Raw genomic sequence first — 26,855 nt, forward strand, 5'->3', positions numbered from 1 at the left:
GTGAAGATTTGTGTAATAGGATTAGGGTATATCGGTCTCCCTACTTCCGCCATGTTTGCGAAACATGGCGTTGAAGTAGTGGGGGTTGATATTAATTCAGATGTTGTAGATAAATTAAATCGAGGAGAAGTCCATATTGAAGAGCCAGAACTCGAGAAGGTTGTAAAAGAGGCGGTAAATACAGAGATGTTGCGTGCCTCCCCTACACCGGAAGTAGCAGATGTTTTTATTGTTGCTGTCCCAACGCCTAATCAAAGAGATGAACATAAATCATGTGATTTGACGGGGGTTTTAACGGCAGTAAAAAAAATTATTCCTTATATTAAAAAAGGGAATATATTAATTGTGGAGTCAACAATTGCCCCGCGTAGTATGGATGATTATGTAAAACCTTTGGTTGAAGAAGCTGGATTTGAAGTAGGTAAAGATATCTTTTTAGTACATTGTCCAGAGCGTGTGTTACCAGGGAAAATTATGCATGAAATTGTTTATAATAATAGAATTGTAGGCGGAGTAACCCCAGCTTGTGCTAAGAGAGCTGCTCAAGTATACGGTATATTTGTAAAAGGAGAAATAGTAGAGACAGATGCAAAAACAGCAGAGATGTCTAAGTTAATGGAAAATACATTCCGTGATGTTAATATTGCATTGTCAAATGAGTTGGCCAAGGTATGTAATAATTTAGAGATAAATGTATTAGATGTTATTGAAATGGCGAATAAGCATCCACGTGTAAATTTACATCGACCAGGTCCTGGAGTAGGAGGACATTGTTTAGCTATTGATCCATATTTTATTGTAGCAAAAGCACCAGAACTGACAAATATTATTCGAATGTCCCGAGATACAAATATTTCTATGCCTTCATATGTTATGGAGAATGTTAGGAAATTACTTAAAGGAATTGAAAAACCAAAAGTTGCCGTATTTGGCGTAACTTATAAGGGAAATACAGATGATATGAGGGAGAGTCCGGCACTAGAAGTTATAAACTTGCTTCATGAACAAGGATACGAAGTTACAATTCATGACCCATACATTCAAACAAATTTCTTTAAAACACTATCAGCAGAAGAGGCCTTGGAGGAAGCGGATTTACTTCTTGTATTAGCTGATCATAGTGAGTTTAGTAGTATGGACTATAATAAATTAGCTTCCAAAATGAGACAACCACTTCTGTTTGATACTCGTAACTTTATAGTAGAAAATCCTGATAGTAATATGGAGATTATTAACTTTGGTAATATATATAAGGTGTTACAGGAAAATGAGGTTGTTGTATGAAAGCAATAAAAAGTGTTATTCGTGAACAATTAGATAGCATCTATTTGATGGGAAGGCTTTCTTTGTATGAACTCAAGCAACAATATGCAGCAAGTACGTTAGGAGTTATATGGGTATTTTTAAATCCATTAACACAAATTTTAGTTTATTGGTTAGTCTTTGGTCTAGGCATAAGGGGCGGGGCACCTGTAGAAGGGGTTCCTTTCTTTGTTTGGATGATATGTGGTATTATTCCATGGTTCTTTATTAACAGTTCAATCATTCAGGGCTCTAATTCTATTTACGCTAAGCTTAATGCAGTGTCTAAAATGAATTTTCCGCTGAGTGTTATTCCAACATATGTTATATTATCGCAATTATATACACACATGATTTTGCTGGGTGTGCTATTAATTATTATAGTATGTATTAAAGGGGTAAGTTTTCTTAGTATAATTGGCTTGATATATTGCATATTTTCTACTTTTTGTTTCTTAATTGCGTTAGCTTTTATTACTTCTACAATCTCTACCATTTCAAGAGATATACATTTGTTTATTCAATCAATTACAAGAATGTTATTTTATTTAACACCAGTATTGTGGAAACCAAGTGAACATATGAGTGGTGCTTTTGCGTTTTTAATGAAAGCAAACCCATTTTATTATGTGATAGAAGGTTATAGACTTTCATTATTACATGGTGATATTAGTTTTATATGGTCATTATATACATTATATTTCTGGGGAATCGCAATTATTTTGTTTGTGATTGGATCAATGTTTCATATAAGGTTCCGCAAGCAGTTTGTTGACTACTTATAAAAGGTGAATGATTCAATGAATTATAAAGTGAAATTCGAACATGTAACAAAAAGGTATAAAATGTATAAAAAACCCTCTGATAAGTTAAAAGATTTATTTTTTAAAAGTGAAGATGGTGAGTACCATTACGCTTTAAATAATGTATCCTTTGAAGTACCAGAAGGGGAGATAGTTGGTATTGTTGGGCTAAACGGTTCGGGGAAAAGTACCCTATCTAATTTAATTGCTGGGGTGACAATCCCTAATAAAGGGAAAGTCACTATTAAAGGATCAGCAACATTAATTGCAATATCTTCAGGATTAAATGGACAGTTAACGGGGCTTGAGAATATTGAGCTAAAAGCCTTAATGATGGGGCTTACGAAAGAACAAATTAAAGAAATTACACCAAAAGTTATTGAGTTTGCTGATATAGGAAAATTTATGTATCAACCAGTGAAGACTTATTCAAGTGGGATGAAGTCTAGAATTGGATTTGCGATTTCAGTTCATATTAATCCCGATATTTTGGTAATTGATGAGGCTTTATCTGTTGGAGATCAAACGTTTACTAAAAAATGTTTAGATAAAATGAATGAATTTAAGGAACAAGGGAAAACTATCTTTTTTATTAGTCATTCACTTTCTCAAGTGAAAAACTTCTGTACAAAAGCGCTTTGGCTACATTATGGTCAATTTAAAGAGTATGGGGATGTACATGAAGTAGTTGGGAATTACGAAGGATTTTTAAAGAGATATAATCAAATGACAGTAGAAGAACGAGAAAAACAAAAAGAAGAAGAGTTATCGAATTGTCAACACGGATTATTACAAGCAAATTCTAAAAGTATTAAAAGAAAGCCTTACCGCAAAGTCAAAGTAAAGAGAAAAAAATTTGTTATACCTGCTATTGTTTTAACGATGATAGTAGCAGGAATTACTGCAGGAATTTATTATAAGGATATGTTGTTAGTTTCTAATAAGGCAGAAACAAATACAGAAAAAATTGTTTCAAGTAAGACTGCATCTGAAAATAAGATAAGCGAAAAAGAAAAGGTACAGAAGTACGTTGTAATGAGTAATGGGATTAGTATCCGTAAAGAAGCGAAGATAAATAGTGATAAAATAGGTATAGCAAATTTTGGTGAGATTTTTAGTGTAGATAATAAGGATAAGAGCATAGAAAAAAATGAAGAATGGTTAGAAGTTAAGCTATTAAATGGTGAAAGTGGATGGATCAATACAAAGTATATGGAACCATTTAAATTAGGAAATGAAATAGCTGAAGATATAAAGTTAACAAATTTAACCGATTTATTGAAGCGTGTATACGGTGCGAATGTTGCAATTGCTCCAGGATATTTAGGGAAAGCAATTGATGAACTAAAAGTAGAATACCCTAGCCCTTTAATTACATTGCCGAATCAAGTTGGGAAAAAAATTATTAAAGATGGAAATATTCAATTTGTTATTTCACAAGATAAGGTTGTTGAAGTTGTTCTTCAAGATATTTCAATGTCATTTGCAAAATTACATGAAGTATTAGGTACCGAAATGATGAACAATGATAATGAAAAAAATTATTTCTATGAAACTAAAAGTTATTATATTTCCGCACGTTCCGATGAAACACATAAAGAGGTTCAGTCAATATCAATAGTAAAAAAGCAATAGTAACAGGCTTTGTTGGAGAGTTATCTTTTTATAAAGATAACTCTTATTTTGAATGGTTAAGTAGCTGATAAAAACTAAGGAACTTAAAATGTTGAATACATATTGAGATTTTTTGTTTAAATATTTAATTTTTAACATAGAATAGTTGAAATATAGATTATAACTTGCAGTAATATGATTAAAACTACGTGTTATTAACTACGAATGGAGTAGGAATGAAAACAGTAAAAAGTAATTTTACCAGCAACTAAAGCAATACATTGTAGAAGAAGCGATTCAATCTGAAATTGAAGATATTATTATTGTAACCGGAAAAGGAAAGCGTGCTATCGAAGATCACTTTGATCATTCTTTTGAATTGGAACAGAACTTACTAGAAAAGGGTAAGCATGAAATCCTTAAGAAGGTGCAAGAGTCTTCTAAAATTAATATCCACTATATTCGTCAAAAAGAACCGAAAGGTTTAGGGCATGCTGTATGGTGTGCTCGTAAGTTTATTGGTAATGAGCCATTTGCTGTTTTACTTGATGATGATATTGTACAATCTGAAACACCATGCTTACGTCAATTAATGGATCAATATGAGGCAACACAATCATCGGTAATTGGTGTTCAAACTGTTCCAGAGAAGGAAACGCATCGCTATGGTATTATTGATCCACTAGTACAAAATGGTCGCAGTTATCAAGTTAGTAAGTTTGTAGAGAAACCAGATCAAGGAACAGCACCATCTAACTTAGCAATTATGGGGCGTTATGTATTAACACCTGAGATTTTCACGTTCTTAGAGAATCAACAAACAGGAGCAGGTGGCGAGATTCAGTTGACGGATGCTATTCAACGTTTAAATGAGATACAAAGGGTATTTGCTTATGATTTCGAAGGAAAGCGATACGACGTTGGAGAGAAGCTTGGATTCATTCAAACAACAATTGAAATGGCATTACAGCATGATGAGTTAAAGAATGAATTATTAAGCTATATGGAGAAACTATTAAAAAAAGAAATGGTTAATAATTAATTTTCATAAAAAAACCATCCCGGAAATTTATTGTAAAATAAATTTCTGAGATGGTTTTTTATAACTGTTTCATTAATTTATCTGCCACTTTTTTAGAAAGTTGCTTTGTCATTTTAGGAACAAATGGTTTTATTGCACTGTTAAAGACAAAAGATACTTTGCCAGTTGTTCGCAATTCTAACTGACTTGTTACTTTTGTGGTAGAAGGAGAGATTGATTCAGCATGAAAAGAGCCGCTACCAATTAATTTTTTTGTTGGAGAAGCCATTGTAAAGCTAATTTTATTAGGCATTTGCCATTCAATAATTTCAACATTTAGACTAACGTCTCGTTTAATAAATCCTAAATCACCGTGCAAACGCCAAGTCGAATGTTTGTCATCAATAACTTTATGTTTAACATAGCCTGTGACTAGTGGAGCCCAATTGTTTATATCACTAATAAATTTCCAAATTTGATCTGGTGAAGTATTTAACTCTATAGTATGTATACCTTTTGCCATTTTTTGATCCCTTTCTAAAAATAAAGGTATTTGAATAATTAGGTTAAAATCCTATATTCATTTTATTATAATATAAGTATGTAAATTCTATTACAAGCGTTTTTTGCTTTTATTTTAATAATTTTTTATTAAAATTCATATTTCTAAATATCACATTTAAGAGAATGTAAGAAAAATAGAGAAATAATGAGTAATATTAGGGAATTAATACGAAAAAGGTCGAAAATTGGGTTTTAATTTCTTATTTTTGTCATATATAATGAATCTTGAATACGACATTAAGGCTTAATATATTTGATATAATTTGCCTTTCCCTAACTTGGGTATACACTCTTTTCAACCTCCGTGTCAGTGATAATACATATTGAAAAGAGTGTATACATTTTTTTATTTAGAAGAGAAATCTTGAAATCCTTTTTTATAATGACAAATGAGATTTAAAATGGGATAATGATAGTATAACTTCTGGTGGTATGACCAATCTTGTTTAAGGAGAGAAGTGTATGCTAGATATTCAACAAATTAAAGAAATAATTCCTCATCGCTATCCATTCCTACTAGTGGATAAAGTTTTAGAAGTAGAAGAAGGAAAGCGTGCTATTGGGATAAAGAACGTTACAGCTAATGAAGAATTTTTTAATGGACATTTTCCGGATTATCCTGTAATGCCGGGTGTTTTAATTGTGGAGGCTTTAGCACAAGTTGGAGCAGTTGCTATGTTAAAGAAAGAAGAGAATCGTGGTCGCTTAGCATTCTTCGCAGGCATCGATAATTGCCGTTTTAAAAGACAAGTCCGTCCAGGTGACCAACTTCGTTTAGAAGTTGAAATGACGCGTGTACGTGGAGCAATTGGAAAAGGAAAAGCAATTGCTACTGTAGATGGTGAAATTGCTTGTGAGACAGAAATAACGTTCGCTCTTGGAGATAAAAAAGAATAGTAAACGTAAAATGTTTTTTATACAGATAGGTGGATACCGGGCTGAGTTTGTAGCCTTGTGTCCACCTATTTTATTTGTAAGTAGTAATATGTGATTTGTTTAGCAAAGAAGTTTAGTAGTAGGAATACTCTAGAGAGTTAATAAGAGTTTTGAACAAGTAAGTTGGAGAGAAATTTGGAATAATAAGAAGAAAATTTATATAAATTTAAAGGTATTTATAGTGTGCAGAAAGAATAAATTAAAGGTCCGGAACTTATACATTAAATGGTTAATTATATAGGAGCAGAACTTTTGAAAAATTATAAAGGTTCACAGTGATTTCATAAGAAAAACACAACTTTTTAGTAAAAGAAATATAAAATGAGTTTATCAAAATAGAGAAAAAGAGATGATGAATGTGAAGCTATACGAGGTTTTACATGATTATGAGAATGGGAAGTTTAAAGATGGCGATATGTTTTTATATCAAAATAATCCAAGGATGATTGCAATTTTTAAATCGGGTAATTTTGTTTGGAGCGATGACTGTATAGCTGTTAGCTGCAAAGATATTTCAAAAGATATTTGGTATATCAGAGAAAAGTAGTGAAGGTTTAAAGCTACTATGCATAGGATTCATTCGGATTTATTATCTGAATATTTAGTTTTTGTTTAGTGTGCATGGAACAAGGAATTTCTATAAATATACAAGAAATCCATCTTAATGCGAGAGGATGGCTAAACTGAAAAATAATTAGAAATAAGAAGTGTAAATCTTATTGTTTTATGGGGAAATTACACTTATATGAATATAGAAGATAATAAAAAACTTCATCATTTAATTGATGGAGTTTTTCTTGTTTTGATGGCAAATACTAATTGCTCTTTTTAATTTATCTTTTATTTTTAATCAAGAATAATGTAATATAGTGGGGAGTATAAAAATAGATATATTATTTTTAAATTTTGATAAAGAGGGTAAAGGTATGAAAAAGAAAATTTTATTTTGGGTACTTGGTATTCTTGGGGTACTAATCATAGGTGGAGGAATTTATGCCTATAATGTATATTCTTCTGTATCTAATACATTAAAGGAAGTTCATCAACCTTTAAAACGTGATCAAAACAACAATAAAGTTGGAGAAAAAGTTAGCAAGAGTGAACCAGTTTCAATTTTACTACTAGGAGCAGATGAGCGCGGTGATGATAAAGGGCGTTCAGATTCTTTAATGGTGATTACATTAAATCCTAAAAATAACTCTATGAAAACAGTAAGTATTCCTCGTGATACTTATACAGAAATTGTTGGAAAAGGCAAAAGTGATAAAATCAATCATGCTTATGCATTCGGCGGAGTAGACATGTCTGTAGCGACCGTAGAAAACTTCTTGAATGTTCCTATTAATTATTATATTGAAGTGAACATGGAAGGCTTTAAAGATATCGTTGATGCAGTCGGTGGAGTAGATGTAACTAATGATTTAGAATTTACGCAGGATGGAAATCATTTTGCGAAAGGAAATATTCATTTAACAGGTGATCAAGCTCTAGCATTCACACGTATGCGTAAACAAGACCCACGTGGTGACTTTGGTCGTCAAATGCGCCAACGTCAAGTGATGCAAGGTGTTATCAAAAAAGGTGCAAGCTTCTCTTCTTTAACAGGTTATGGAGATGTATTAGCAGCAATTCAAAAAAATGTGAAGACAAACTTAACGCAAGATCAAATGTTTGATATGCAAAAGAACTATAAAGATTGCTTGAAAAATAGTGAGGATATCCAAATCCCAGGTGACGGTCACAAGGCTGCTAATGGCATTTGGTACTACTATGTTCCAGATGCAGCAAAACAAGATTTAACGAATAAATTAAGAGCGCATCTTGAAGTGACTAAGTAATGATTCAACTTCTTTAGACAAAGTGCTAAAGGCCACGAAGTTTGGGCACAATATGTAACGGATTATTTCGTTGCTAAGTAATAAAGGTACACAAAAGGTATACGAGCAATCGTATACCTTTTATAATAAGAGAGTGAATAAGAAATCCTAATATATGTAGGAGGAAGACTATGAATTCAATTCTAATCTGCGGCGGAGCTGGTTATATCGGTTCTCACGCTGTGAAAAAATTAGTAGATGAAGGTTTATCTGTAGTAGTAGTAGATAACTTACAAACGGGTCATGAGGATGCAATTACGGAAGGTGCGAAATTTTATAATGGCGACCTTCGTGATAAAGCATTTTTAAGAGATGTTTTTACACAAGAAAATATTGAGGCTGTTATGCATTTCGCAGCTGATTCTTTAGTTGGGGTTAGTATGGAGAAGCCTCTTCAATATTATAATAACAATGTGTATGGTGCACTTTGCTTATTAGAGGTAATGGATGAGTTTAAGGTAGATAAGTTCATTTTCTCTTCTACTGCGGCGACGTATGGTGAGGTAGATGTAGACCTTATTACTGAGGAAACAATGACAAATCCAACGAATACGTATGGAGAAACGAAGTTAGCAATCGAGAAGATGCTTCATTGGTATAGCCAAGCTTCTAATTTACGTTATAAGATTTTCAGATACTTTAACGTGGCTGGTGCAACTCCAAATGGTATTATTGGAGAAGATCACCGTCCAGAGACGCATTTAATTCCTCTTGTATTGCAAGTGGCGTTAGGTCAACGTGAGAAGATTATGATGTTTGGTGATGATTATAATACACCAGATGGTACTTGTATCCGTGATTATATTCATGTTGAAGATTTAGTGGCAGCTCACTTCTTAGGACTTAAGGACCTACAGAACGGCGGAGAGAGTGATTTTTATAACTTAGGAAATGGTAATGGTTTCAGTGTAAAAGAAATCGTTGATGCGGTTCGTGAAGTTACAAATCATGAAATTCCAGCTGAGGTAGCACCACGCCGTGCGGGAGATCCAGCACGTTTAGTTGCTTCTTCTCAGAAAGCGAAAGAGAAGTTAGGTTGGGATCCTCAGTATGTAAATGTGAAGACAATCATTGAGCATGCTTGGAATTGGCATCAGAAGAAACCTAATGGGTATGATAAATAGATATAATAATTGAAAGAGAGAGTATTGTCGTTCAACATATGTTCGACAATACCCTCTCTTTTTTTATAAGATTTTTGCTATACTAAACTGTACTATAATACAGGATGGAAGGAGGAAAATAATGAAAATACTTGTAGTGGATGATGAATCGAGTATTCGTAATTTGATTCGGATGCAGCTTGAGATGGAAGGATACGAGGTGTTGACTGCGGCTGACGGGAGAGAAGCTTTAGAGAGATGGAAGGAAGGGCCGGATGTATTGATTTTGGATGTTATGCTTCCAGATACAGATGGGTATGAGTTACTTCGTCTGTTCCGTGAGAAGGATAGGGATATTCCAGTACTCATGTTAACTGCGAAGAGTCAGATGAATGATAAATTGCTTGGCTTGCAGCTTGGGGCGGATGATTATGTGACGAAGCCCTTCAATTATGCGGAGCTTATTCTTCGGGTCAAGAATATGGCGCGACGTGTGAAGAAGAAAGAGGTAACGGTAAGTCATGAGGTAATCGAGGCGGGAGAGATAACGATCTGTCCTAAGGAAAGAAAAGTGCATGTTAGTGGACAAGAAATTCAGTTAACGTACCGAGAGTTTAATTTATGTCAGTTGTTTGTTTCCAATCCGCAGCGTGTATTTATGAGGGATGAGTTGCTTGAGAAAGTATGGGGGTTTGAGTATATCGGAAATACGAGAGCGGTTGATATTATGGTGCAAAGACTGCGGAAGAAGCTAGGGAATAGCGGGGAATATATTAAGACAATTTATGGCGTTGGCTATAAACTAGATTGTTAAGTGGTGATGGTATGTCTTTAAAAAGAAATATGGTGTTTGGAATAGTTGGACTGTTAATCCCAATTTTTGTTCTTTTGTACGGAGTTGTTTATATTACGTTAGAAAAGAATATGTATCATAACGCGGCAAATTCTTTAGAAAAGTTAAGTGTAGAAGCACAAATTTATACGATGAATTATTTAGAGAAGGAAGCAGAGGTGGAGACGCTCGGTCCGAATTCACTTTTAATTGCTTCGTATTTAGCAAAGCGCATGGATGTCCGTGTACAGATGATTGGGAAGAATGGAGATGTTGTTGCGGATACGCAAAAAGGAGCACTTCTCCATCGGAATATTGATATTGAGAGCTCTTTGAAGGGGAAGAAATCTTATGTTTTTGAAGAGGGAGACCCAGCTCCAATTCTTTTGTTTTCAAGCCCAGTTTATTATGGGAACGATGTCATTGGAAGTGTTCGTTTTATAAATGAGTTAACGGGTGAGAAGGAAGTTTTAACAAATGTCGGTTGGACGTTCTTAATGACGTCTCTTTGTCTCGTAGCTGCGGGTATTTTCTTTGCAATTCGTTTGGCGAAGTCTCTCCATAAGCCGATTGATCAGTTAAGACAAATGGCGCATCGGCTTGCGAATGGTGATTATAAAAGTAAGATTGAGTTAAATGAATATGTGGAAATTGCTCAGCTTTCCGCATCTTTTAATGCGATGGCTGATGGAATTGAGCTGCATATTAAGCAATTGAAAGAGGAGAAAGAGAAACAGAAAGATTTCTTAGACCGCATTACGCATGAGCTGAAAACACCGCTAACGGCGATTATTGGCTATGTGGATTTAATTCCGAAGTTAAAGGCGAAGGAAGATGTACAGGAGAGCTTGCGTTATGTGGCTGTAGAAAGTGAGCGTTTATTATCACTTGTAGAGGAATTACTTAAGTCTTCAAAGTACGGAACGAGTACGTTTGAAGTGTCACCTACAGTTGTGAATATAAAAGAATTAGCCGAAGAAGCAGTTTCAATTGTGAAACCTCGTCTGCAGAAATTTGAGATTGAAGTTATCAATGAGTTAACAGATGTACATGTTGTTGCGGATTTCGATAAGACGAAACAGATCTTCTTAAACGTGCTTGATAATGCGATAAAATATAGCGATGCTACGCACATTCGTATGAATGTAATTGTAAATGAACGTGAGGCAAAGGTTTTTGTTCATGATGATGGCATTGGTATAGATGAAGGTGTGCTTGCAGAGTGGAATGAATCGCCAGAAGGGAAGGTACTTCCTTCTAGTTACGGGAATGGTTACGGTTTGTATATTTGTCAGGAGATTATGGATAAGCAGGGCGGAAGTATGCGGATTGAGAGTAGTGAAGAAATAGGCACTACAATATTTATTACATTCTTGCTTCCGAGACGGATGGAAGACATAAAAAACTTGAAAGCGGTTAAATGATACATTTATGAAACAATTATGCGGTATTTTCGAAACAACGTTTTTTTATCTTGGAGGTAGGCAGAAATGAAAAGGCTATCATTTCAAATCCTTATGTTTGTCCTTTGTATAATCGTTTCTCTTATTTTGTTTTATGTGATGGAGAAGCAAATATATAATCGAATCACAATAGTGAATGACAAACAAACTGTTTTACAAAGAGTGAATGAATCCCTGCCTACTGAAATGAAGGTTAGGCATGAAAAGTGGGGAGAAATTGTTATAACGGATGAAGTTCGTTTGCATACGATTGTTTCATTCTTTGACCAAATTCAAATAAACCCGAGAGAAGCTAAGATTCAAGAACAAGTATTTACTGGAGAAGTAACGTACTTGAACGGACATAAACGTACTTTTGCAGTAGGTGACTTGTTCCAGTACGGGGCTGATATGTACGGAAAGAATGGTACGGATCCAATGATTTCAGCATTTCAAACGTATTTGTTAAGCCTGTATTACACACCAGAGCGTATTAGTGACTTTTTTGCGTCAGCACAGGATGTCATAGTACGCCAAGGTGATGTAGAACGTGCGATGAATCTTACGCACATACTTGATTCGATTCGGTACGCAAAGCAAATTACAGATTACGGAGAAATACAGAAATTATTACAATCACAGAATGAACCGATTGCTTATATTACCGCTTATAAAATAGGTAAGCGTATAAAGAATGAACGTGAAGACATTCTTACTATTTCTGTGTATCCGTCTTATTTTGTTGTGCAATATCTCGGTGATAATAATGGGAATGTCATGTATATGAAAAGCTCCCTCGCAAATTTATTTGTAAAGGAGAATGTGTCATGAGAAAGATAGCCTTTTTCTTCTTTTTGCTAGTAATTGGAGGAGCGATGTCTAGTTGCTCTCGAGATACAACCTCTATTAAATATAATAAAAGTGGTCTCCCTATTTTGGATGATCGTCATCTCGTTGCGTATGTAGCAGCCCGTGAGGAAGTTGGGGAAGCCTTGCTTTCATCATTTTGTAAACCGCGCGGCTGTACGTATGAATTTATTCGTCTTTCGACAGAGGAGCTTCTTCGGAGGGTAGAAGAGGAAGCTGGAAATCCGAAAGCCGATATTATTATTGGCGGTACGGTAGACGCGCATCAAATGATGAAGCAAAAAAATCTATCTATTCCTGTTACGAGTCAGCATGCGAATCGTATTTCAAAAACTGTTAAAGATAAAGACGGTTATTGGTACGGTTATGAGGTGGAGAAGCTGGCAATTGCTCTTAATAAAGAGCGGTGGAATGAAGAAATAGCGCCGCTCGGACTTCCCTATCCATCAAGGTGGAAAGACTTGTTAAATCCAGTATATAAGGGAAAGATTGTTATGCCGGATCCAAATGTTTCAGGTACAGCATATACGTTTTTTCAATCACTTATTGATACTTTAGGTGAAGGGGAAGCGAAGGAATATGTTAAGAACCTTGCAGGACAAGTTGGAGAAGTAACGGTGAATGGTTACATACCAGCAGAACTTGTTGCGAGTGGTGAATATATGATAGGCATCAATTTCATGGGAGATCAGAGAATGCTTCAAAAACAAGGCTTTCCTATTTTAAGTAACGAACCTGAGCAAACAGGATTATCTGTTAATGCGATTTCGAAACTAAAACGTGCACCGAATGGTATTATTGCGGATTTATTTATTGATTATTGTTTATCAGAAGAAGCGGGTCACATTTTAGAAAAAGTTTCGTTTGGCGTACCAACGATGTTTGCGAAGAATGAGAAAGAAATAGAAGGGCAGCCGGTTAGAAGAACGAACCAAAATATATCAAATAGCGGAATAATCGAGATCTGGAATAGACAGCGTCTCTCTCAGAAGTGAGAAAAGGAGACGAAAGAATATGTTTAAATGGCTCAAGCCAGCACCTGCAATTGAGAGATTGCCAGCGGATATGATCGACCGTGTATACCGATTACTACGTATTCGTGTGTTAATCGGAATTTCAGTTGGGTACGCTGCTTATTATTTAGTTCGTAGTAACTTTACGTTATCAAGTACGTATTTAGTACAAGAATATGGTTTTAGTACAGCTGAAATTGGTCTACTAGGCTCAGTAATGGCAATTGTTTATGGGTTTAGTAAGTTCTTTATGGGGAATTTGTCAGATAAAGCTTTCGCCCAGCGCTTTATCGCAGTCGGTTTATTCCTATCAGGGCTTGTAAATATTTGTTTCGGTTTTGCTTCATCCTTTGGGATGATTGTTACATTACTTGTTCTTAACGGTATTGTACAAGGTATGGGAGCACCACCTTGTAGTATCGTTATGACGAAATGGTTCTCAAAGAAAGAACGCGGTACGAAAACAGGCCTTTGGAATATTTCACATAACGTTGGTGGAATGCTTGTGCCACCATTAGTTGGAATTGGTGTTGGTATTTTTGGTGAAAATCATTGGCAAGGCGGCGTGTTTATTTTCCCTGCAATTATCGCAATGGTAATTTCAGTTCTTGTTTGGATTAATGCGAAGGATACACCAGAATCAGAAGGTCTTCCTCCAATTGATGAGTATCGTAATGATTATGAAAACCTTGAAAAAGCAGATAATGCTAACAAGATGTCACCAAAAGAAATTTTAATGAAATATGTAGTGAAAAATAAATTTGTATGGTTCTTATGTATTGCAAATGCATTTGTTTATTTAATTCGTTTCGGTGTTATTAACTGGGTTCCACTTTATTTAACGACAGTTAAAGGTTTCTCGAAAAATGAAGCACACGCGGCGTACGCAATCTTTGAAGGTATGGCAATTCCAAGTTCATTAATCGTTGGTTTTTTAAGTGATAAATTATTTAAAGGAAAACGTATGCCATTATGTATCATTAGTATGGTTGGAGTTGTTATTGGTACGTTTATATATTGGCAAGCAACTAGCGTACTTGTTGTAAGTATTGCAGTTTCTATTATCGGTTGTTTAATTTATGTACCACAGTTCTTAATCGGTTTAAGTGCGATGGAATTAGTACCGAAATTTGCAGTAGGTACGACAGTTGGTATGTGTGGTCTGTTCGGTTATGTAGGCGGAAGTCTTGTAGCAAACGCAGCAATCGGTGTTATTGTTGATCGTTCTGGCTGGGATGGCTGCTTTATCTTACTATTAACAGGTGCCATTTTATCAACGATCTTCTTGTTCATCGTTCAACGTGGACACGAGAGCAAAGCTCCTAAAGCGGCGTAATATTTTGTTTGAAAAGCTATCCAATTATCATTTTGGATGGCTTTTTCTATATAATATAATCTTTCCTTAAATCTAGCTTAAAAGACAATATGTCATATTTCTAATCATTGGAATTTTTGTTACAATATAAATGGATGTGTAAAACTTTGTAAAAATAATGTAATAATATGTAATTCATTTTCAGAAAGTTTTATACAATTTTTATATTAAACTATTAAGTTATAAAAAGGAGAGAGACTATGGTACCAAATACGGTTCGTACTCCAAACAAGAAGAAGAAATGGATTATTATCGGGGTTATTGCACTAATTGTTATTGTAGCAGCAGTTAATATTTTTATTATGCAAGGCAAGAAAAAGGGAGCATCAACATCTGCTGATGCTGTAAGTTTTGAGAAAGTAACAGAGCGAAAGCTGAATAATACGAAGTTAATTTCTGGTCAGGTGAAACCTGGGAATATCGAAAGTTTTTATGCGGATCCGACTAAAGGAAAAGTGAAAGATATTGAGGTAAAAGAAGGACAAGAGGTAGAGAAAGGTACGAAGTTATTCTCTTATGATAATGAAGAGATTAATCTTCAAATGAAGCAAGCTGAGCTTGATCAGAAGATGGCAGATATGCGTTATGATCAAGGGAAGAAGAAGATTGATTCGTTGAAGAAAGAAATTAAGAAGGCGAAAGATGGCGGAGCTGGGAAAGAAGTAACAGATCCGATGGAAGAGCAAGTAAGTGAATTAGAGATGGCGCAAAAGACAACTGATCTGGAGAAAGAAAAAGGGAAGTTGCAGAAAGAAGAGTTAAGTAAAAAGCAGAAAGAGCTTACGATTTATAGTAATTTTGCTGGTGTTGTTCAAAAGTTAGATAAAGATGCGGCGCAAAGTTCATCTCAAGCGTTAGGTGGTCAAGGGAAAGCCTTCTTACAAGTGGCTTCTAAAGATCCGTTCCAAGTTCAAGGAACGTTAACCGAACTTCAAAAGTCACAAATTCAAAAGGATCAAACATTTACTGTAACTGCGAAAGCAAATAATAAGAAGAAGTGGACAGGTAAGATTACAGAGGTAAGTGAATTCCCAACGAGTGCAGAGATGGCTCAAGCTGGTGGTATGGGTGAATCGACTCAAAATATGTCTCAATATACATATAAAGCAAGCCTTGATAGTCAAGATGGTTTATCTCCAGGTTATCACGTTTCTCTGCAAGTAAATTTAGAGAATAAGACGATGGTTGCCGTTCCGACTAAGAGCATTGTAGAAAAAGATGATGATGCATTTGTTTATGTTGAGGATAAAGGAAAGCTTCGTAAACAAAATGTGAAAAAAGGTTCTACTGATGGAGACTGGACAGAGGTTGTAGAAGGCGTAACAGTGGGGCAAAAGGTGGTTAAAAATCCTTCCGACGATGTGTATGACGGAATGGAAGTGAAAGAGAAATGATCACGTTAAATCATATTGCTAAAACGTATTATCAAGGAAAATTGGCAGTGCCGATTTTGCACGGTATTAGTTTAACGATTCAAGGCGGCGAGTTCGTTTCGATTATGGGACCATCTGGTTCTGGTAAATCAACGCTTATGAATATTATCGGTTGTTTAGATCGTCCAACAGAAGGCGAATATATGCTGAATGATGTGAATATCTTAACAGCAGACGAGTCAAAGCTTGCTTTAATTCGTAATGAATATATCGGTTTTGTGTTTCAGCATTTTAACTTGCTTCCGCGTCTTTCGGCAGTAGAAAATGTTGAACTTCCGCTCGTATACGGCGGCGTGAAGAAGGCAGAGCGTCGCAAGCGTGCTTTAGAGGCGTTAGGTAAAGTCGGATTAGCGGACCGTGTGCATCATTTGCCAAACGAATTATCAGGTGGACAGAAGCAGCGTGTTGCGATTGCAAGGGCGATTGCGAATAATCCAACGTTCATTATGGCCGATGAGCCGACTGGTGCGCTTGATACGAAGTCTGGTGAGCAAGTTATGGATATTTTCACGAAGCTTAATGCAGAAGGTACGACGATTGTTATGGTTACGCATGAAGAGGAAGTAGCAGCGTATTCTTCCCGCCGCATTGTACTACGAGACGGGAAAATTACAGAAGATAGAAGGTGTGCGGTATGAGTTTACTAGATAGTATGAAAATTGCCTTATCGTCTATTTTAGCTCATAAACTGCGCTCGGCTTTGACGATGCTTGGGATTATTATCGGTGTAGGCTCTATTATTACCGTCGTTGCGATTGGGCAAGGCGGGGAAGCTGCACTGAAATCTCAATTTGTTGGGTCAGGTAATCAAACGGTTCCAATTCATTATAGTGCTGATATGAATGATCCTTTTGGCATGGGGATGGTAGAAGCACCGAAAATAACTGAAGAAGATATTTTTGAAATTAAAAAAATTCCAGAAATCTCACATGTTGTAACAACAAATTCAAGTATGGAACCACTTGATATTGAAGATAAAATAGAAATGGTGAGTATTACTGGATTAGACAATGAGTATTTTTCAGTAAATAAGGTAAAGTTGTTAAGGGGACGTTCTTTACAAGAATCAGATGTGGATCAAGGTAATAACGTTGTCATGATTAGTAAACAAATGGAAGAAAAGGTATTTAAGGATGCTAATCCAGTCGGTAAAATTATTGAAATGAAGGGTCAACCGATGCAAATTATCGGTGTCTACAAATCAGATAACGAGTTTATGGGAATGGGACCATCAGAAGCATTAATTCCAATTTCATTATGGCCGACACTGTATGGAAAAGATGAAATTCAAAATATTTCTGTTCAAGCAAAAAATGTAGATAACTTAGAAAACGCAGGTAAAAAAGCTGCAGATGTCTTAAACAGCCGTAAACCAAGTGATGCAACTGGTAAGTACGAAGTTATGAATTTAAAAGAACTTCAAGAAGGTATTTCAAAGATGACAGGTATTATGACAATGATCATTGGTGGCATTGCTGGTATTTCACTAGTCGTTGGTGGTATTGGTGTTATGAACATTATGCTCGTATCTGTAACAGAACGTACGCGTGAAATTGGAGTACGTAAAGCGCTTGGAGCAACGCGTAGTAAAATTTTATTACAGTTTTTAATTGAAGCAGTTATGTTAACGCTTCTAGGTGGTTTAATTGGAATTGGTCTTGGATATGGCGGGGCATATATCGTTTCCACATTCGCAAAATGGCCACCACTCGTTTCATGGGAAGTTGTCGTTGGAGGCGTACTGTTCTCTATGACACTTGGTATTATTTTCGGATTAATTCCAGCAAACAAAGCTGCGAAATTAGATCCAATTGAAGCGTTACGTTATGAGTAAGTAGTAGTGTAGTAGAGAGGGGGGCTCTCGACTGCAAATTACCGTTCTAGTGGGCGGTTCGTAGCCTCTATGTGAGGAAGTGAACCGCCCGTTAGAACGGGTTATATAAATAGAAGGAGGCGTTATAATGGAAGCAAATGTGAATACACAAAAAGCTGGCGGAGAGAAGCCATCGTTGTTTGGAATGATTACTTCTCCTGGTTTACAGTTTGAGAGAATGAAGACGACTGAGAAAGTTTGGGGTATGTTCTTCATAGTGGCGCTATTACAAGGACTTGTAGGTGGTTTAAATTCGTATATTACGTATACATCACCTGAGATGATTGAAATGCAAAAGAAATTAGGTGGTGCACTTGCAGAGCAGGGTTCGCTTGTATCAGATGTAATTTCTAGTACGATATGGGGAATAGTAGGTGTTATGATTGCGACATTAGTTGTTGCAGCTATTTATAAAGTGTTTATGATGTTTTACGGGAATGATACTTCTTATAAAAAAATAGTAATGATTATTGTATACGCGGATATTATTGTTATTATTGGTGGACTCATTAATGGTATTATAGCTTTAATTTTAGGTGCTGCACCAACTGCGTATACAAGTTTAGGTCCGTTATTTGAGAAAGGCTCACTTGCATATGGAATCGCTAATTCAATTGAAGTGTTCTATTTATGGAATTTAGTTTTAATTTGGTTAGGATTACAAGTTATAGCAGGATTAAGTAAAGTGAAAGCAGCTATTCCAATTATCGTTTTATTCATTATTAAGGCAGTATTCTTAGCTGCGATTGTTGTATTGATGGCAAAGTTTTTACCAGGTTTGCCGGTATAATATGATTGGACTAAAAGGTGGCTCTCCTCAGAGTCACCTTTTTTATTTTTACCCTTATTTCAAATACCACCAGCAGAATTTCAAATTCTACTTCATGTAATTTCAAATTTCAGCGGTAGTATTTGAAATTACTCACAGTGAAATCCTTTCTTTATTTTTATATTGTGAAGGTACCGCGGAATACTAGAAAGGTATACCTTTTAGAAACGGGTACTGTGTGAAGCCAGCGACTTTTACAGAGACAGTTGTTTTGTATGAAGGTATGATTGTGAATCAAATAAAGAAGCTAGGTATTTATCAAGATTATGAAGAGTATTATCAATGTGGGTTAATCGGTCTTTGGCATGCGTATGAAAAGTTTGATGCGGAGAAAGGGAGCTTTCCTGCATATGCAGTTGTAACGGTACGTGGTTATATATTGGAGAGGTTGAAAAAAGAGTCCACAGTGCGAGAAAAGTGTGTATGTGTAGGAGAGTATGAGGATATCTTTCATTTTGAAGATATTGCAATGAAAGTGAAGGATTTTATGAGTGTATTAGATGAGAAGGAGAAGTATATTATTTTTGAACGTTTTTTTGTAGGAAAGACGATGGGGGAAATCGCTTTAGAGACAGAGATGACCTATTATCAAGTGAGGTGGATATACCGGCAGGCGCTTGAAAAAATGCGAAATAGCTTGAGAGGATAAATAGTATCATAAGAATGGAAGGCAAGGGATATTGCTTTCCATTCTACTTATTTTGTTAAGGTAGTAAATGTAATAAGAGGTTTTTGAATTGTAGTGAATCTTGCATGTTCATACGTGATAATAGGTATCCAGCTTTTAATAATTGTTGTTTTAGCTTATGGGGACTGATATGTATTGTTGTAGTGGTACCATTTGAAAAATGAATGGTAGTTTTTTTACTCTTTTCGAAAAACTCTATATCATATATATGGTTATAAAATAGCCATATACAGTCTGGAGATGAAGGAGATTCTGTTGGGAAAGCACAAATATATTCTCTATGATTAATTGGAATTGGGACATTCTGTTTGAATTTAAAGTTTGTTTGAACTGCATTACGTCTGCCTTGATAAGTAGAATGAACATTGGTTAGGCAAGATTGCTTGATGAGTTGAAGAGCAGTTTGACAGGAGTAAAAATGGTTCCCACTACTGTCAATAACTTTTGTGTGATAATAAGGGTGCTTGTAAGGCTCTAACATCATTGTAGAATTAGAAATAAAAATATCATTTTCGTCTTTCATAACTCTGAGTCCTCCCTTATAAAATATTATTAATATCATTATATACGAATTAAGTAAAATGAATATTAATCTTTTGTTTCGTATTGTAAATTTTGGCTATTCGTTTACAATCAATAGATGATAGTCTTTCTAATTTGCATCGCTTGTACATATATATGAAAATAGAAAAGAGTAGGCGGTGAGATAGTATGAAGAAAAGGTATATTGTTATGGCTCTAGTTGTTGTTCTTCTAGTATATTTAGCAAATAGTAACCCGAGTAAAGGTGAATATACGGACTGGGCAGCGAAGCAGTTTATGAAACGTAATGATGTGAGTAAGAAGCTAGACGAAGTTCAAAAAGAAAATGAAGAGGGTCTTCTTGGCGATTTAGCATCGGCTGGTAAGAAGTTGGCGAAAAAATATGTTGAGCCGCAAGTTGGGTTATTAATCGATCATTATACGAAGCGAGATGATTATATATTCTTCTCAACTTATAAGACTGAATTTGATATAGGCGGAGAACACTATAAATATGTATGCGTCGGGTTTTCAAAAATCTTTATCCCAATTGAAATGCCGAAGAAAAAAGACGAATCTGCAAAATGATGCAGATTCGTCTTTTTGTTTATAAGTTAATTGGAACTTCAGATACATTCCTTTCTACAAGACGAGCGCCTTTTTTTCGGGTATTTTCATTCATTGATGAAAATACAGATGAGGCAAGGATGGTATCCATTACTTGATTTACGACTTGTGCATCGACGGGTGTGATGGGGTTCTCGATAGAAAAAACAACGGTTTTTCCATCTTCTTTCGCGAAAATTAATTCTAGTACTTGCATGCTTTATTTCCTCCTTTTTATTTATCCAGCTGTTAGTGTTGGCTAACAATCAGAGGGGATGAACCCCCACTAATTAAAGTTTCATCTTATAGGCTAGAAAGATCTGATGTGCTAACAAGTTGTACAGCGTGAAGTGGTAATGCTTGTAAGGAAGCAAGGGCACGTGCTACGTTTTGTACTTGCTCTAAGTTTGCGTTTGTTTTTACGCGCTTAAATTGTTTGTTCTTAAAAACTGTTTTTCCGTTCTTATCTAATCCATTGTTTAAGACAAGACGTAAAGTTAAATCCATTACGATTGTTTCGACTGCCATGTTTATCACCCCCTTTCACTATATAAATAGGGCGTGAATGTCATGTTTTGGCGTGAAATGTATTCTTTTTTTTGGTACTCTTAAAAGACTAAGAGAGGGGTTTCGGAAGAATGAATCGTAAATGGTTATTTTGGATTCCTGTTTTACTATGGATGGGGCTGATTTTTTATTCCTCGGCACAACCATATAAAAAGCAGGATATGCGTTCGGATATTGAACAATATGTAAATGTGGAGTTTGTGAAAGAGCATTTTTCATGGGTATCTATCGATTACGGCGGTGGTACACCTGTTAGCATTGCAAAAAAAGGTGTAGGCGGATTTATTGAGTTTTTCCTTCGTAAAGGTGCTCATTTTATGGTGTTCTTTATGCTCGGTTCATTGACGTATTACGCTTTTTATCGATTAGGTTATTCGAGAAAAAGGTGTTTTATATACGCTCTCCTTTTCGTTGCAGGATATGCAACATTTGATGAAATTCATCAATGGACTACGGGAGATCGTACACCGATGTGGCAAGATTCATTACTGGATACGTGCGGCGGATTAACAGGGATTATAATAAGTAATTGGTTTTGGAATAGAAAAAGGAGCTAATCTTTTGAGATTAGCTCCTTTTGTTTATACACCAAGCAATTCTTTTAGTTCATCTGTAGATAGTTCGGTCATCCAACTATCGCTTGTAATGACAGCGTTATTTAGTGATTGTTTTCTCTCTAACATTTCATCAATTTTCTCTTCGAGTGTCCCTGTTGTAATAAGTTTATGAACGTGTACGAAGCGCTTTTGACCAATACGATATGCGCGGTCTGTTGCTTGGTTTTCTACAGCTGGATTCCACCAACGGTCGTAGTGAATGACATGGTTGGCCGCTGTTAAGTTTAAGCCAGTTCCGCCTGCTTTTAACGATAAGATGAAAATGTCATACGTTCCGTTTTGGAACTGCTCGATCATTTTGTCACGTTCTTTCTTCGGTACGCTACCGTTTAAGAAGAGGACGCGCTGACCGAAATGTTCTTCTAATACATTTTTTAGCATGTTCCCCATACCAATGTATTGTGTGAAGATTAAGCAACTTTCATTTTGATCTTTTATATTTTCAATTAGTTCCATTAGTGTGCTCGTTTTCATGGAACGTTCGATGATGTCTTTTGGTTCTGCTTCTTTTAAATAAAGAGCGGGATGGTTACAAATTTGTTTAAGTTTGTTCAGCATTAGTAATATAAATCCGCGTCGTTCAATCCCGCTTAATCCTTCTACATTTTGCAATGTATCTTGAACAAGTTGTTCATATAAGGAAGCTTGTTCACCGGTAAGTGGACAGTAAGCTTTCTGTTCTTGTTTATCTGGTAAGTTTAGTGCGACTGTTTGATCCTTTTTCGTTCGTCGCAGTAAAAATGGTGAGATAAAACGTTGAACTTGTTGGATTTTTCCTTCGTCTCGATCTTTTTCAATCGGTGAGACGAAGCGGCGCTGGAATTGTCCTAAGCTGCCGAGATATCCGTGATTAATGAAGTCGAAAATAGACCAAAGCTCGGCAAGTCGGTTTTCCATCGGTGTACCGGTTAAAGCGATTTTGTGATTAGCTGGCAAGTTTCGCACTGCTTTTGACTGTTTCGTATGTGGGTTTTTAATATTTTGCGCTTCATCCAAAATAACAGCATCCCAGCATAACGTACTAAGTTCTTCTTCATCAAGCTGAGCCAATGCATAAGATGTTAATACAACATCTGCTGATTGAAGGAAGTCTTTAAATGATTCGCCTTTCGCTCGGTTACTTCCATAATGTAACTGAACACGTAAATTTGGTGCGAAACGTTCAAATTCTTTTTGCCAATTTCCAAGAACAGACGTCGGTGCCACGATTAAGGCAGGACCTGTTTGGAGGTTGTTCTCTTTTATATATAGTAAGTAAGTGATCGTTTGAATACTTTTTCCAAGCCCCATATCGTCAGCTAATAATGCGCCGAACCCAAGCTTCCTTAAATATAATAACCACTCAATGCCATGTTGTTGATACGGACGGAGTGTTGCATTTAGTGAAGAAGGGACATCTACTTTTGGAATATCTCCAATGTGCAATAATTTTTGGAATAGATCTTCATAATATCCATCTAGTTCAATTTCAATATCGGTAAACGGACTATCCTCTTCTACAATTTCTGTTTCAGCAGTGTTTGATAAATGTTGCTGAAGGACATCTTTCATTTCGAGTCCATACTTATCGGCGCGGTTCATGAGCTTTCGTACTTCTTCAATAAAGGCTGGATCTAGTCTCATCCATTGACCATTTATATTGAATAACCGTTTGTTTTGTTCAACGAGTTCGAAAAATTCGCTTTCTGATAAATCAATGCCGTTCGTTGAAATGCGCCAGTCAAAATTAACGAGTGTATTCATGCCGAAGAAAGATTGCGTTTGTGTGGCATTTTGCTTCAGCTGCACACGTAATTTTGGTTTTGTCGCTTTTAAATTTTGCCACCACGATGGTAATAAAATCGTAATACCTGCGGCAAGTAATTCGTTACTTGCTTCTGTTAAGAAGTTCCATGCTTCTGTTTCAAAGAGTTCACTTCGGAATGTATCACCGTCTTTTAACCACGGTACAAGTCTACTGAAGCCTTCTTGTGTTTCAAGAATACGTTCCTCATAATCGTGCCATCGTTTTGGCAAAGAATCGATCCTCTCATATACATATATGCGATGAGCCCCGCGCTTTGGTGTAACAATTGTTTCAAGCTTCCACATTTCAAATTCTTCTTGCGGCTCTTGTAGCCTTAGGCCAATTGTAAAGGGAAGGTCATCTTCAATGTAACCAATTTTTCGAAGCCAATCTTCTTCATGTAGTGCTGCGTCCAATTGTCTTTTCGTAAAGTCGTAATGTTCATAAAGTCTCTTTGCATCTTCCCATCCGTCGTTCGAACGGTTATCTTGTAATATGCTTTCATTTACCGCGGATGAGAAAAGAGATGCTAATGTGTCATCTTCAATCGGTGTATGTTGAACTTTCCAAGATGGTTGTTTGGGCCAACCCTCCATATCGGGTACGAAGCTACCGCTGACGAAGGCATCCCATAATTCATTTGCATCTTTCGTAAGTGCTGTAATAGGACCGTTCATTTGAATATGGGCAAAGGAGTTCATCGGTTTATTCGCGATGTATTCAAATGCTTGTGCGTTTGTTAGTATAACACCTTGTTTTCCTTCAAAGGTTGCTTCTTTTAGAAATGTACCGTAGAAGGAAGTAGAGTGCCATGTAAATGCATTTCGTTTCCAGCTTGTTACGGATAATGGAGTACCGCTGTCATCTTCTCCCCAAAGGAACCAACCTTGACTAACGTGCTGGAGCCTAATTGTTACTTCAGTTTGATTGATCATCGATTAATTTTCCTTTCCGTAATTCCTCTTGTAGTGCACGTAGACGTGAATGTAAGTTTGCGATGTGAATAATGAAAGCATCCCATTCATCGGTGCGCTTTAATCGTTTATATAATGTACGTAATTTCTTTAAGTAACGAACTGCACGTCTATATGATTTGCGATTTCGCTCTTCAATGGCCTCAGTAGCAGCAAGGTGATAAAGAGGGAGTGCCGCTTCTGGCGCTTCCTTTTCAATATCTTTCAGCGGCTCTTTCAAAATTTCAATTGCTTCAAACCCATGTAAGAGATGGAGTTCTGCCCATGTACGATACTGTTTTTTCGCGAGTACGTATTGTTCATAGTTTGCGAAACTATATGGTAATAGCTCTTGCAATATCATTTCGAATCCGGCTTGTTCGTTTGTATGGGTTGCATATGTTTCATACATGTTTACAAATAAGCGAACGATATCTTTGATAAAAACAGTATTTTCGTACTCATGTATCGTTTTCTTTACTTGTTTATACGTAAAGGAAAGCCAGTTTTTCGCACGATCCCATTGCATTGTATTTAATAGCTCTTCTAACCAATAGAAGTACAAACTTACAACAGAAGCAGGCTGTTTTTTGAGTAAGTCCATCGCTAGTAAATCTTCGTCATTTAAAAAGAGTAGATGAGAAGATGCTAATGCTTTGGAAAGTGGATTGATTTTCGTATCGATTCGTTTTTCTTCTTCTTGCAGTTGCTCTTTATTCTGTAAGAGTTCACTCCATATGTGACGATAAATAAAAAATCTCTCTTGCGTATAGGCGTCAGTGGAGAAGAATACTTCGTGAACGAGACGAGCTGTTTCTTGCAAAATTGATTCAGACTCTGAAGGAATCGCTTCTGATTGTAAGTCCCGAACGATGGATTCCACTTTATCTACAAATAGGCGAACGACATTAACAGGCTGATGATAAGAATACGTTTTATTTGCTTCAAAGTCCTGAATTTCTTCTAATAATTTTTGAAAGCAATAAAGCGCTGCATGTAGCCTGAACAACTCATGTATCGCAATGATACGCGGAGCTTTCCGTTCGAGTTTCGTATAGAAGTCTGTAAAAATACTCATAAGAAAATACATTTGTTTATAAGTAAGCCGAGCTTGTTCTTTTTTAAATGATTCATATTCGTTATCAAAATAGGATTGCCAACTTTTATAATCGCTTTCCTCAAAAGCTGATGATTGCAATACTTGTCTTGCAGTTCGAATAGGAGGAAGGGAAGGTTTTGTATTATTTTTGAATAAAGTTAATACATCTCCTACTTGCCCAAAACTAGACGCTGCAGACAATAATACAGCGAGCATATGCTCACATTGCGTTGGTGCGAAGCAATCGCAATAGCTTTCAGCGACGTTACGAATCGGGATATGGACGCTATATACGCTGCCTTCAGCATCTACAGTTCCTGATAGCGTATAACCATCAAAGTCAACGTTGTAGACAACACCACTACGATATAGGTGCCGAGCTGTAGCGACATGTTCCTGATCAGCTGTTTGCTGTGGATCTAGTCCTTGAACGAACTCATTCGCAATCATCATAATTTCATCTTTCGTAATCGAGTGTTGCAGCATAATATTCCTCCGTACACATATTTCTTTCCTTTACCATTATAAACAAAAAATGCTCAAAACAGAAAAAATGAAATTTGGATTACATTACTTGAAAATCATGGTAATATATAAAATGTTAATTTCGTATATTACTATATATTTATGGAGGGATTAAATTTTGTCAGATTTACAATCAAAGTTTGGTAGCGGTATGAACAAATTGCAAGAGGGAATCGAGCAAGGGAAGATGAAATTACAAGTAGCTCAAGAGGTTGCGCAATTAAAGAAAATTACGCAAGAGAAACTACAGGCGAAAACTGAAATTTTGCTGGAACTTGGTCAAACGGCATATATGCAACTCCGCAATGATGAAGTTCGAGTAGATGTGTTAAAAAATATTATAGAACCAGTACAAGAGCTGGATGTTGCTATTTATAACACGCGTAAGCAAATAGCTAATTTACAGAATCAAGGACAGAAAGGGCAATGTAGCTGTGGCGGCCCATTATCATTAAATGATAAATTTTGTGGACAGTGTGGAAAAGAAAATGAGTTACTCCTTCAATCAAAAGATGCTGAAAATGGGTCATGTACTTCATGTGGTGAACAAATTGCAACAGAGGCTACATTCTGTCCAGTTTGTGGTATGAAGCAAAGTAAGGAGTGAG

General features: G+C 36.0%; 26 protein-coding genes and 1 pseudogene. 21 read left to right on the forward strand and 6 right to left on the reverse strand.

Annotated elements, in window-relative coordinates:
* The 4 genes and pseudogenes from ACQVV1_RS19770 to ACQVV1_RS19785 form a co-directional block, all read left to right on the forward strand.
* Window positions 1–1,284: a nucleotide sugar dehydrogenase gene (locus ACQVV1_RS19770; RefSeq protein ID WP_431169412.1), complete on the forward strand. Its 1,284-nt coding sequence runs from the start codon at window positions 1–3 to the stop codon at window positions 1,282–1,284.
* A complete protein-coding gene (locus tag ACQVV1_RS19775) occupies window positions 1,281–2,087 on the forward strand; it encodes an ABC transporter permease (protein ID WP_000644297.1) in 807 nt (268 codons plus the stop codon). Before ACQVV1_RS19770 ends, ACQVV1_RS19775 begins: the two co-directional genes overlap by 4 nt.
* A gap of 15 nt (window positions 2,088–2,102) precedes the next feature.
* Entirely contained in the window at window positions 2,103–3,740 is a 1,638-nt protein-coding gene (tagH, locus tag ACQVV1_RS19780) for a teichoic acids export ABC transporter ATP-binding subunit TagH (RefSeq protein ID WP_431169413.1), read from the forward strand.
* 253 nt (window positions 3,741–3,993) lie between these two features.
* Window positions 3,994–4,761, forward strand: a pseudogene (locus ACQVV1_RS19785) (UTP--glucose-1-phosphate uridylyltransferase); the annotation flags it as partial.
* A 58-nt stretch (window positions 4,762–4,819) separates the two neighbouring features.
* On the opposite strand, the gene ACQVV1_RS19790 reads toward ACQVV1_RS19785, so the two are convergent.
* Window positions 4,820–5,263, reverse strand: coding sequence for an SRPBCC family protein (locus ACQVV1_RS19790; protein ID WP_103102278.1), 444 nt, complete (start codon window positions 5,261–5,263; stop codon window positions 4,820–4,822).
* A 503-nt stretch (window positions 5,264–5,766) separates the two neighbouring features.
* Between ACQVV1_RS19790 and fabZ the strand changes: the two genes are divergently transcribed.
* The 14 genes from fabZ (at window position 5,767) to ACQVV1_RS19860 (ending at window position 19,533) form a co-directional block, all read left to right on the forward strand.
* Entirely contained in the window at window positions 5,767–6,201 is a 435-nt protein-coding gene (gene fabZ, locus ACQVV1_RS19795) for a 3-hydroxyacyl-ACP dehydratase FabZ (RefSeq protein WP_000884318.1), read from the forward strand.
* A 388-nt stretch (window positions 6,202–6,589) separates the two neighbouring features.
* Window positions 6,590–6,787 carry a hypothetical protein gene (locus tag ACQVV1_RS19800; protein WP_048566696.1) on the forward strand — a complete coding sequence of 66 codons (198 nt, stop codon included), beginning with the start codon at window positions 6,590–6,592 and terminating at the stop codon, window positions 6,785–6,787.
* Window positions 6,788–7,166: 379 nt separating this feature from the next.
* The gene (gene tagU, locus ACQVV1_RS19805; RefSeq protein ID WP_309259537.1) at window positions 7,167–8,078 is read left to right on the forward strand and encodes a polyisoprenyl-teichoic acid--peptidoglycan teichoic acid transferase TagU; all 912 of its coding nucleotides are present in this window, start codon (window positions 7,167–7,169) and stop codon (window positions 8,076–8,078) included.
* A gap of 170 nt (window positions 8,079–8,248) precedes the next feature.
* Window positions 8,249–9,241 carry a UDP-glucose 4-epimerase GalE gene (gene galE / locus ACQVV1_RS19810; RefSeq protein WP_001084646.1) on the forward strand — a complete coding sequence of 331 codons (993 nt, stop codon included), beginning with the start codon at window positions 8,249–8,251 and terminating at the stop codon, window positions 9,239–9,241.
* Between the two features lie 121 nt (window positions 9,242–9,362).
* A complete protein-coding gene (locus ACQVV1_RS19815; RefSeq protein WP_063221859.1) occupies window positions 9,363–10,034 on the forward strand; it encodes a response regulator transcription factor in 672 nt (223 codons plus the stop codon).
* Between the two features lie 11 nt (window positions 10,035–10,045).
* On the forward strand, window positions 10,046–11,476 hold the full coding sequence (locus tag ACQVV1_RS19820) for a HAMP domain-containing sensor histidine kinase (protein WP_242254278.1): 1,431 nt from the start codon (window positions 10,046–10,048) through the stop codon (window positions 11,474–11,476).
* Between the two features lie 66 nt (window positions 11,477–11,542).
* Window positions 11,543–12,325: a DUF3919 family protein gene (locus tag ACQVV1_RS19825; protein WP_242254279.1), complete on the forward strand. Its 783-nt coding sequence runs from the start codon at window positions 11,543–11,545 to the stop codon at window positions 12,323–12,325.
* The gene (locus ACQVV1_RS19830; protein ID WP_098557143.1) at window positions 12,322–13,356 is read left to right on the forward strand and encodes an ABC transporter substrate-binding protein; all 1,035 of its coding nucleotides are present in this window, start codon (window positions 12,322–12,324) and stop codon (window positions 13,354–13,356) included. Before ACQVV1_RS19825 ends, ACQVV1_RS19830 begins: the two co-directional genes overlap by 4 nt.
* 19 nt (window positions 13,357–13,375) lie before the next feature.
* Window positions 13,376–14,710, forward strand: a complete 1,335-nt coding sequence (locus ACQVV1_RS19835; RefSeq protein ID WP_098557141.1) for an MFS transporter — start codon at window positions 13,376–13,378, stop codon at window positions 14,708–14,710.
* A gap of 239 nt (window positions 14,711–14,949) precedes the next feature.
* Window positions 14,950–16,143: an efflux RND transporter periplasmic adaptor subunit gene (locus ACQVV1_RS19840; RefSeq protein WP_242254281.1), complete on the forward strand. Its 1,194-nt coding sequence runs from the start codon at window positions 14,950–14,952 to the stop codon at window positions 16,141–16,143.
* Complete coding sequence (locus ACQVV1_RS19845) at window positions 16,140–16,820, forward strand: ABC transporter ATP-binding protein (RefSeq protein WP_063221853.1); 681 nt, start codon at window positions 16,140–16,142, stop codon at window positions 16,818–16,820. Before ACQVV1_RS19840 ends, ACQVV1_RS19845 begins: the two co-directional genes overlap by 4 nt.
* Complete coding sequence (locus ACQVV1_RS19850; protein WP_242254283.1) at window positions 16,817–18,016, forward strand: ABC transporter permease; 1,200 nt, start codon at window positions 16,817–16,819, stop codon at window positions 18,014–18,016. The genes ACQVV1_RS19845 and ACQVV1_RS19850 overlap by 4 nt, the downstream gene beginning before the upstream one ends.
* A gap of 127 nt (window positions 18,017–18,143) precedes the next feature.
* Window positions 18,144–18,845, forward strand: a complete 702-nt coding sequence (gene yknW, locus ACQVV1_RS19855) for a YknW family membrane protein (protein WP_242254285.1) — start codon at window positions 18,144–18,146, stop codon at window positions 18,843–18,845.
* 217 nt (window positions 18,846–19,062) lie between these two features.
* Entirely contained in the window at window positions 19,063–19,533 is a 471-nt protein-coding gene (locus ACQVV1_RS19860) for a sigma-70 family RNA polymerase sigma factor (protein ID WP_431169416.1), read from the forward strand.
* Window positions 19,534–19,588: 55 nt separating this feature from the next.
* Here ACQVV1_RS19860 and ACQVV1_RS19865 read toward each other — a convergent pair whose 3' ends face one another.
* Window positions 19,589–20,095 (reverse strand): competence protein ComK, encoded by a 507-nt coding sequence (locus ACQVV1_RS19865; RefSeq protein WP_309259530.1) that lies wholly within the window; start codon window positions 20,093–20,095, stop codon window positions 19,589–19,591.
* Between the two features lie 188 nt (window positions 20,096–20,283).
* On the opposite strand from ACQVV1_RS19865, the gene ACQVV1_RS19870 reads away from it, so the two are divergent.
* Window positions 20,284–20,682: a DUF4359 domain-containing protein gene (locus ACQVV1_RS19870; protein ID WP_060632920.1), complete on the forward strand. Its 399-nt coding sequence runs from the start codon at window positions 20,284–20,286 to the stop codon at window positions 20,680–20,682.
* 19 nt (window positions 20,683–20,701) lie between these two features.
* On the opposite strand, the gene ACQVV1_RS19875 is transcribed toward ACQVV1_RS19870, so the two are convergent.
* Both ACQVV1_RS19875 and ACQVV1_RS19880 read right to left on the reverse strand, forming a co-directional pair.
* The gene (locus ACQVV1_RS19875) at window positions 20,702–20,917 is read right to left on the reverse strand and encodes a DUF2922 domain-containing protein (RefSeq protein ID WP_242254291.1); all 216 of its coding nucleotides are present in this window, start codon (window positions 20,915–20,917) and stop codon (window positions 20,702–20,704) included.
* An 86-nt stretch (window positions 20,918–21,003) separates the two neighbouring features.
* Window positions 21,004–21,228: a DUF1659 domain-containing protein gene (locus tag ACQVV1_RS19880; protein WP_242254292.1), complete on the reverse strand. Its 225-nt coding sequence runs from the start codon at window positions 21,226–21,228 to the stop codon at window positions 21,004–21,006.
* 110 nt (window positions 21,229–21,338) lie between these two features.
* On the opposite strand from ACQVV1_RS19880, the gene ACQVV1_RS19885 reads away from it, so the two are divergent.
* Window positions 21,339–21,824, forward strand: a complete 486-nt coding sequence (locus ACQVV1_RS19885) for a VanZ family protein (protein ID WP_431169417.1) — start codon at window positions 21,339–21,341, stop codon at window positions 21,822–21,824.
* Window positions 21,825–21,848: 24 nt separating this feature from the next.
* Here ACQVV1_RS19885 and ACQVV1_RS19890 read toward each other — a convergent pair whose 3' ends face one another.
* Window positions 21,849–24,605: a DEAD/DEAH box helicase gene (locus ACQVV1_RS19890; RefSeq protein WP_336376474.1), complete on the reverse strand. Its 2,757-nt coding sequence runs from the start codon at window positions 24,603–24,605 to the stop codon at window positions 21,849–21,851.
* Window positions 24,589–26,208, reverse strand: coding sequence for an SWIM zinc finger family protein (locus tag ACQVV1_RS19895; RefSeq protein WP_431169419.1), 1,620 nt, complete (start codon window positions 26,206–26,208; stop codon window positions 24,589–24,591). The genes ACQVV1_RS19890 and ACQVV1_RS19895 overlap by 17 nt, the downstream gene beginning before the upstream one ends.
* A 157-nt stretch (window positions 26,209–26,365) precedes the next feature.
* Between ACQVV1_RS19895 and ACQVV1_RS19900 the strand changes: the two genes are divergently transcribed.
* Window positions 26,366–26,854 (forward strand): zinc ribbon domain-containing protein, encoded by a 489-nt coding sequence (locus tag ACQVV1_RS19900; RefSeq protein WP_063221842.1) that lies wholly within the window; start codon window positions 26,366–26,368, stop codon window positions 26,852–26,854.
* Window position 26,855: the final 1 nt, after the last annotated feature.

It is taken from the genome of Bacillus basilensis (assembly GCF_050630465.1).
Lineage (GTDB): Bacteria > Bacillota > Bacilli > Bacillales > Bacillaceae_G > Bacillus_A > Bacillus_A basilensis.

Coding starts and splice junctions, on each gene's coding strand:
- ACQVV1_RS19775 (WP_000644297.1), top strand. CDS start 1,281: ATGAAAGCAATAAAAAGTGTTATTCGTGAACAATTAGATAGCATCTAT.
- tagH (WP_431169413.1), top strand. CDS start 2,103: ATGAATTATAAAGTGAAATTCGAACATGTAACAAAAAGGTATAAAATG.
- ACQVV1_RS19790 (WP_103102278.1), bottom strand. CDS start 5,263: ATGGCAAAAGGTATACATACTATAGAGTTAAATACTTCACCAGATCAA.
- fabZ (WP_000884318.1), top strand. CDS start 5,767: ATGCTAGATATTCAACAAATTAAAGAAATAATTCCTCATCGCTATCCA.
- ACQVV1_RS19800 (WP_048566696.1), top strand. CDS start 6,590: ATGATGAATGTGAAGCTATACGAGGTTTTACATGATTATGAGAATGGG.
- tagU (WP_309259537.1), top strand. CDS start 7,167: ATGAAAAAGAAAATTTTATTTTGGGTACTTGGTATTCTTGGGGTACTA.
- galE (WP_001084646.1), top strand. CDS start 8,249: ATGAATTCAATTCTAATCTGCGGCGGAGCTGGTTATATCGGTTCTCAC.
- ACQVV1_RS19815 (WP_063221859.1), top strand. CDS start 9,363: ATGAAAATACTTGTAGTGGATGATGAATCGAGTATTCGTAATTTGATT.
- ACQVV1_RS19820 (WP_242254278.1), top strand. CDS start 10,046: ATGTCTTTAAAAAGAAATATGGTGTTTGGAATAGTTGGACTGTTAATC.
- ACQVV1_RS19825 (WP_242254279.1), top strand. CDS start 11,543: ATGAAAAGGCTATCATTTCAAATCCTTATGTTTGTCCTTTGTATAATC.
- ACQVV1_RS19830 (WP_098557143.1), top strand. CDS start 12,322: ATGAGAAAGATAGCCTTTTTCTTCTTTTTGCTAGTAATTGGAGGAGCG.
- ACQVV1_RS19835 (WP_098557141.1), top strand. CDS start 13,376: ATGTTTAAATGGCTCAAGCCAGCACCTGCAATTGAGAGATTGCCAGCG.
- ACQVV1_RS19840 (WP_242254281.1), top strand. CDS start 14,950: ATGGTACCAAATACGGTTCGTACTCCAAACAAGAAGAAGAAATGGATT.
- ACQVV1_RS19845 (WP_063221853.1), top strand. CDS start 16,140: ATGATCACGTTAAATCATATTGCTAAAACGTATTATCAAGGAAAATTG.
- ACQVV1_RS19850 (WP_242254283.1), top strand. CDS start 16,817: ATGAGTTTACTAGATAGTATGAAAATTGCCTTATCGTCTATTTTAGCT.
- yknW (WP_242254285.1), top strand. CDS start 18,144: ATGGAAGCAAATGTGAATACACAAAAAGCTGGCGGAGAGAAGCCATCG.
- ACQVV1_RS19865 (WP_309259530.1), bottom strand. CDS start 20,095: ATGAAAGACGAAAATGATATTTTTATTTCTAATTCTACAATGATGTTA.
- ACQVV1_RS19870 (WP_060632920.1), top strand. CDS start 20,284: ATGAAGAAAAGGTATATTGTTATGGCTCTAGTTGTTGTTCTTCTAGTA.
- ACQVV1_RS19875 (WP_242254291.1), bottom strand. CDS start 20,917: ATGCAAGTACTAGAATTAATTTTCGCGAAAGAAGATGGAAAAACCGTT.
- ACQVV1_RS19880 (WP_242254292.1), bottom strand. CDS start 21,228: ATGGCAGTCGAAACAATCGTAATGGATTTAACTTTACGTCTTGTCTTA.
- ACQVV1_RS19885 (WP_431169417.1), top strand. CDS start 21,339: ATGAATCGTAAATGGTTATTTTGGATTCCTGTTTTACTATGGATGGGG.
- ACQVV1_RS19890 (WP_336376474.1), bottom strand. CDS start 24,605: ATGATCAATCAAACTGAAGTAACAATTAGGCTCCAGCACGTTAGTCAA.
- ACQVV1_RS19895 (WP_431169419.1), bottom strand. CDS start 26,208: ATGCTGCAACACTCGATTACGAAAGATGAAATTATGATGATTGCGAAT.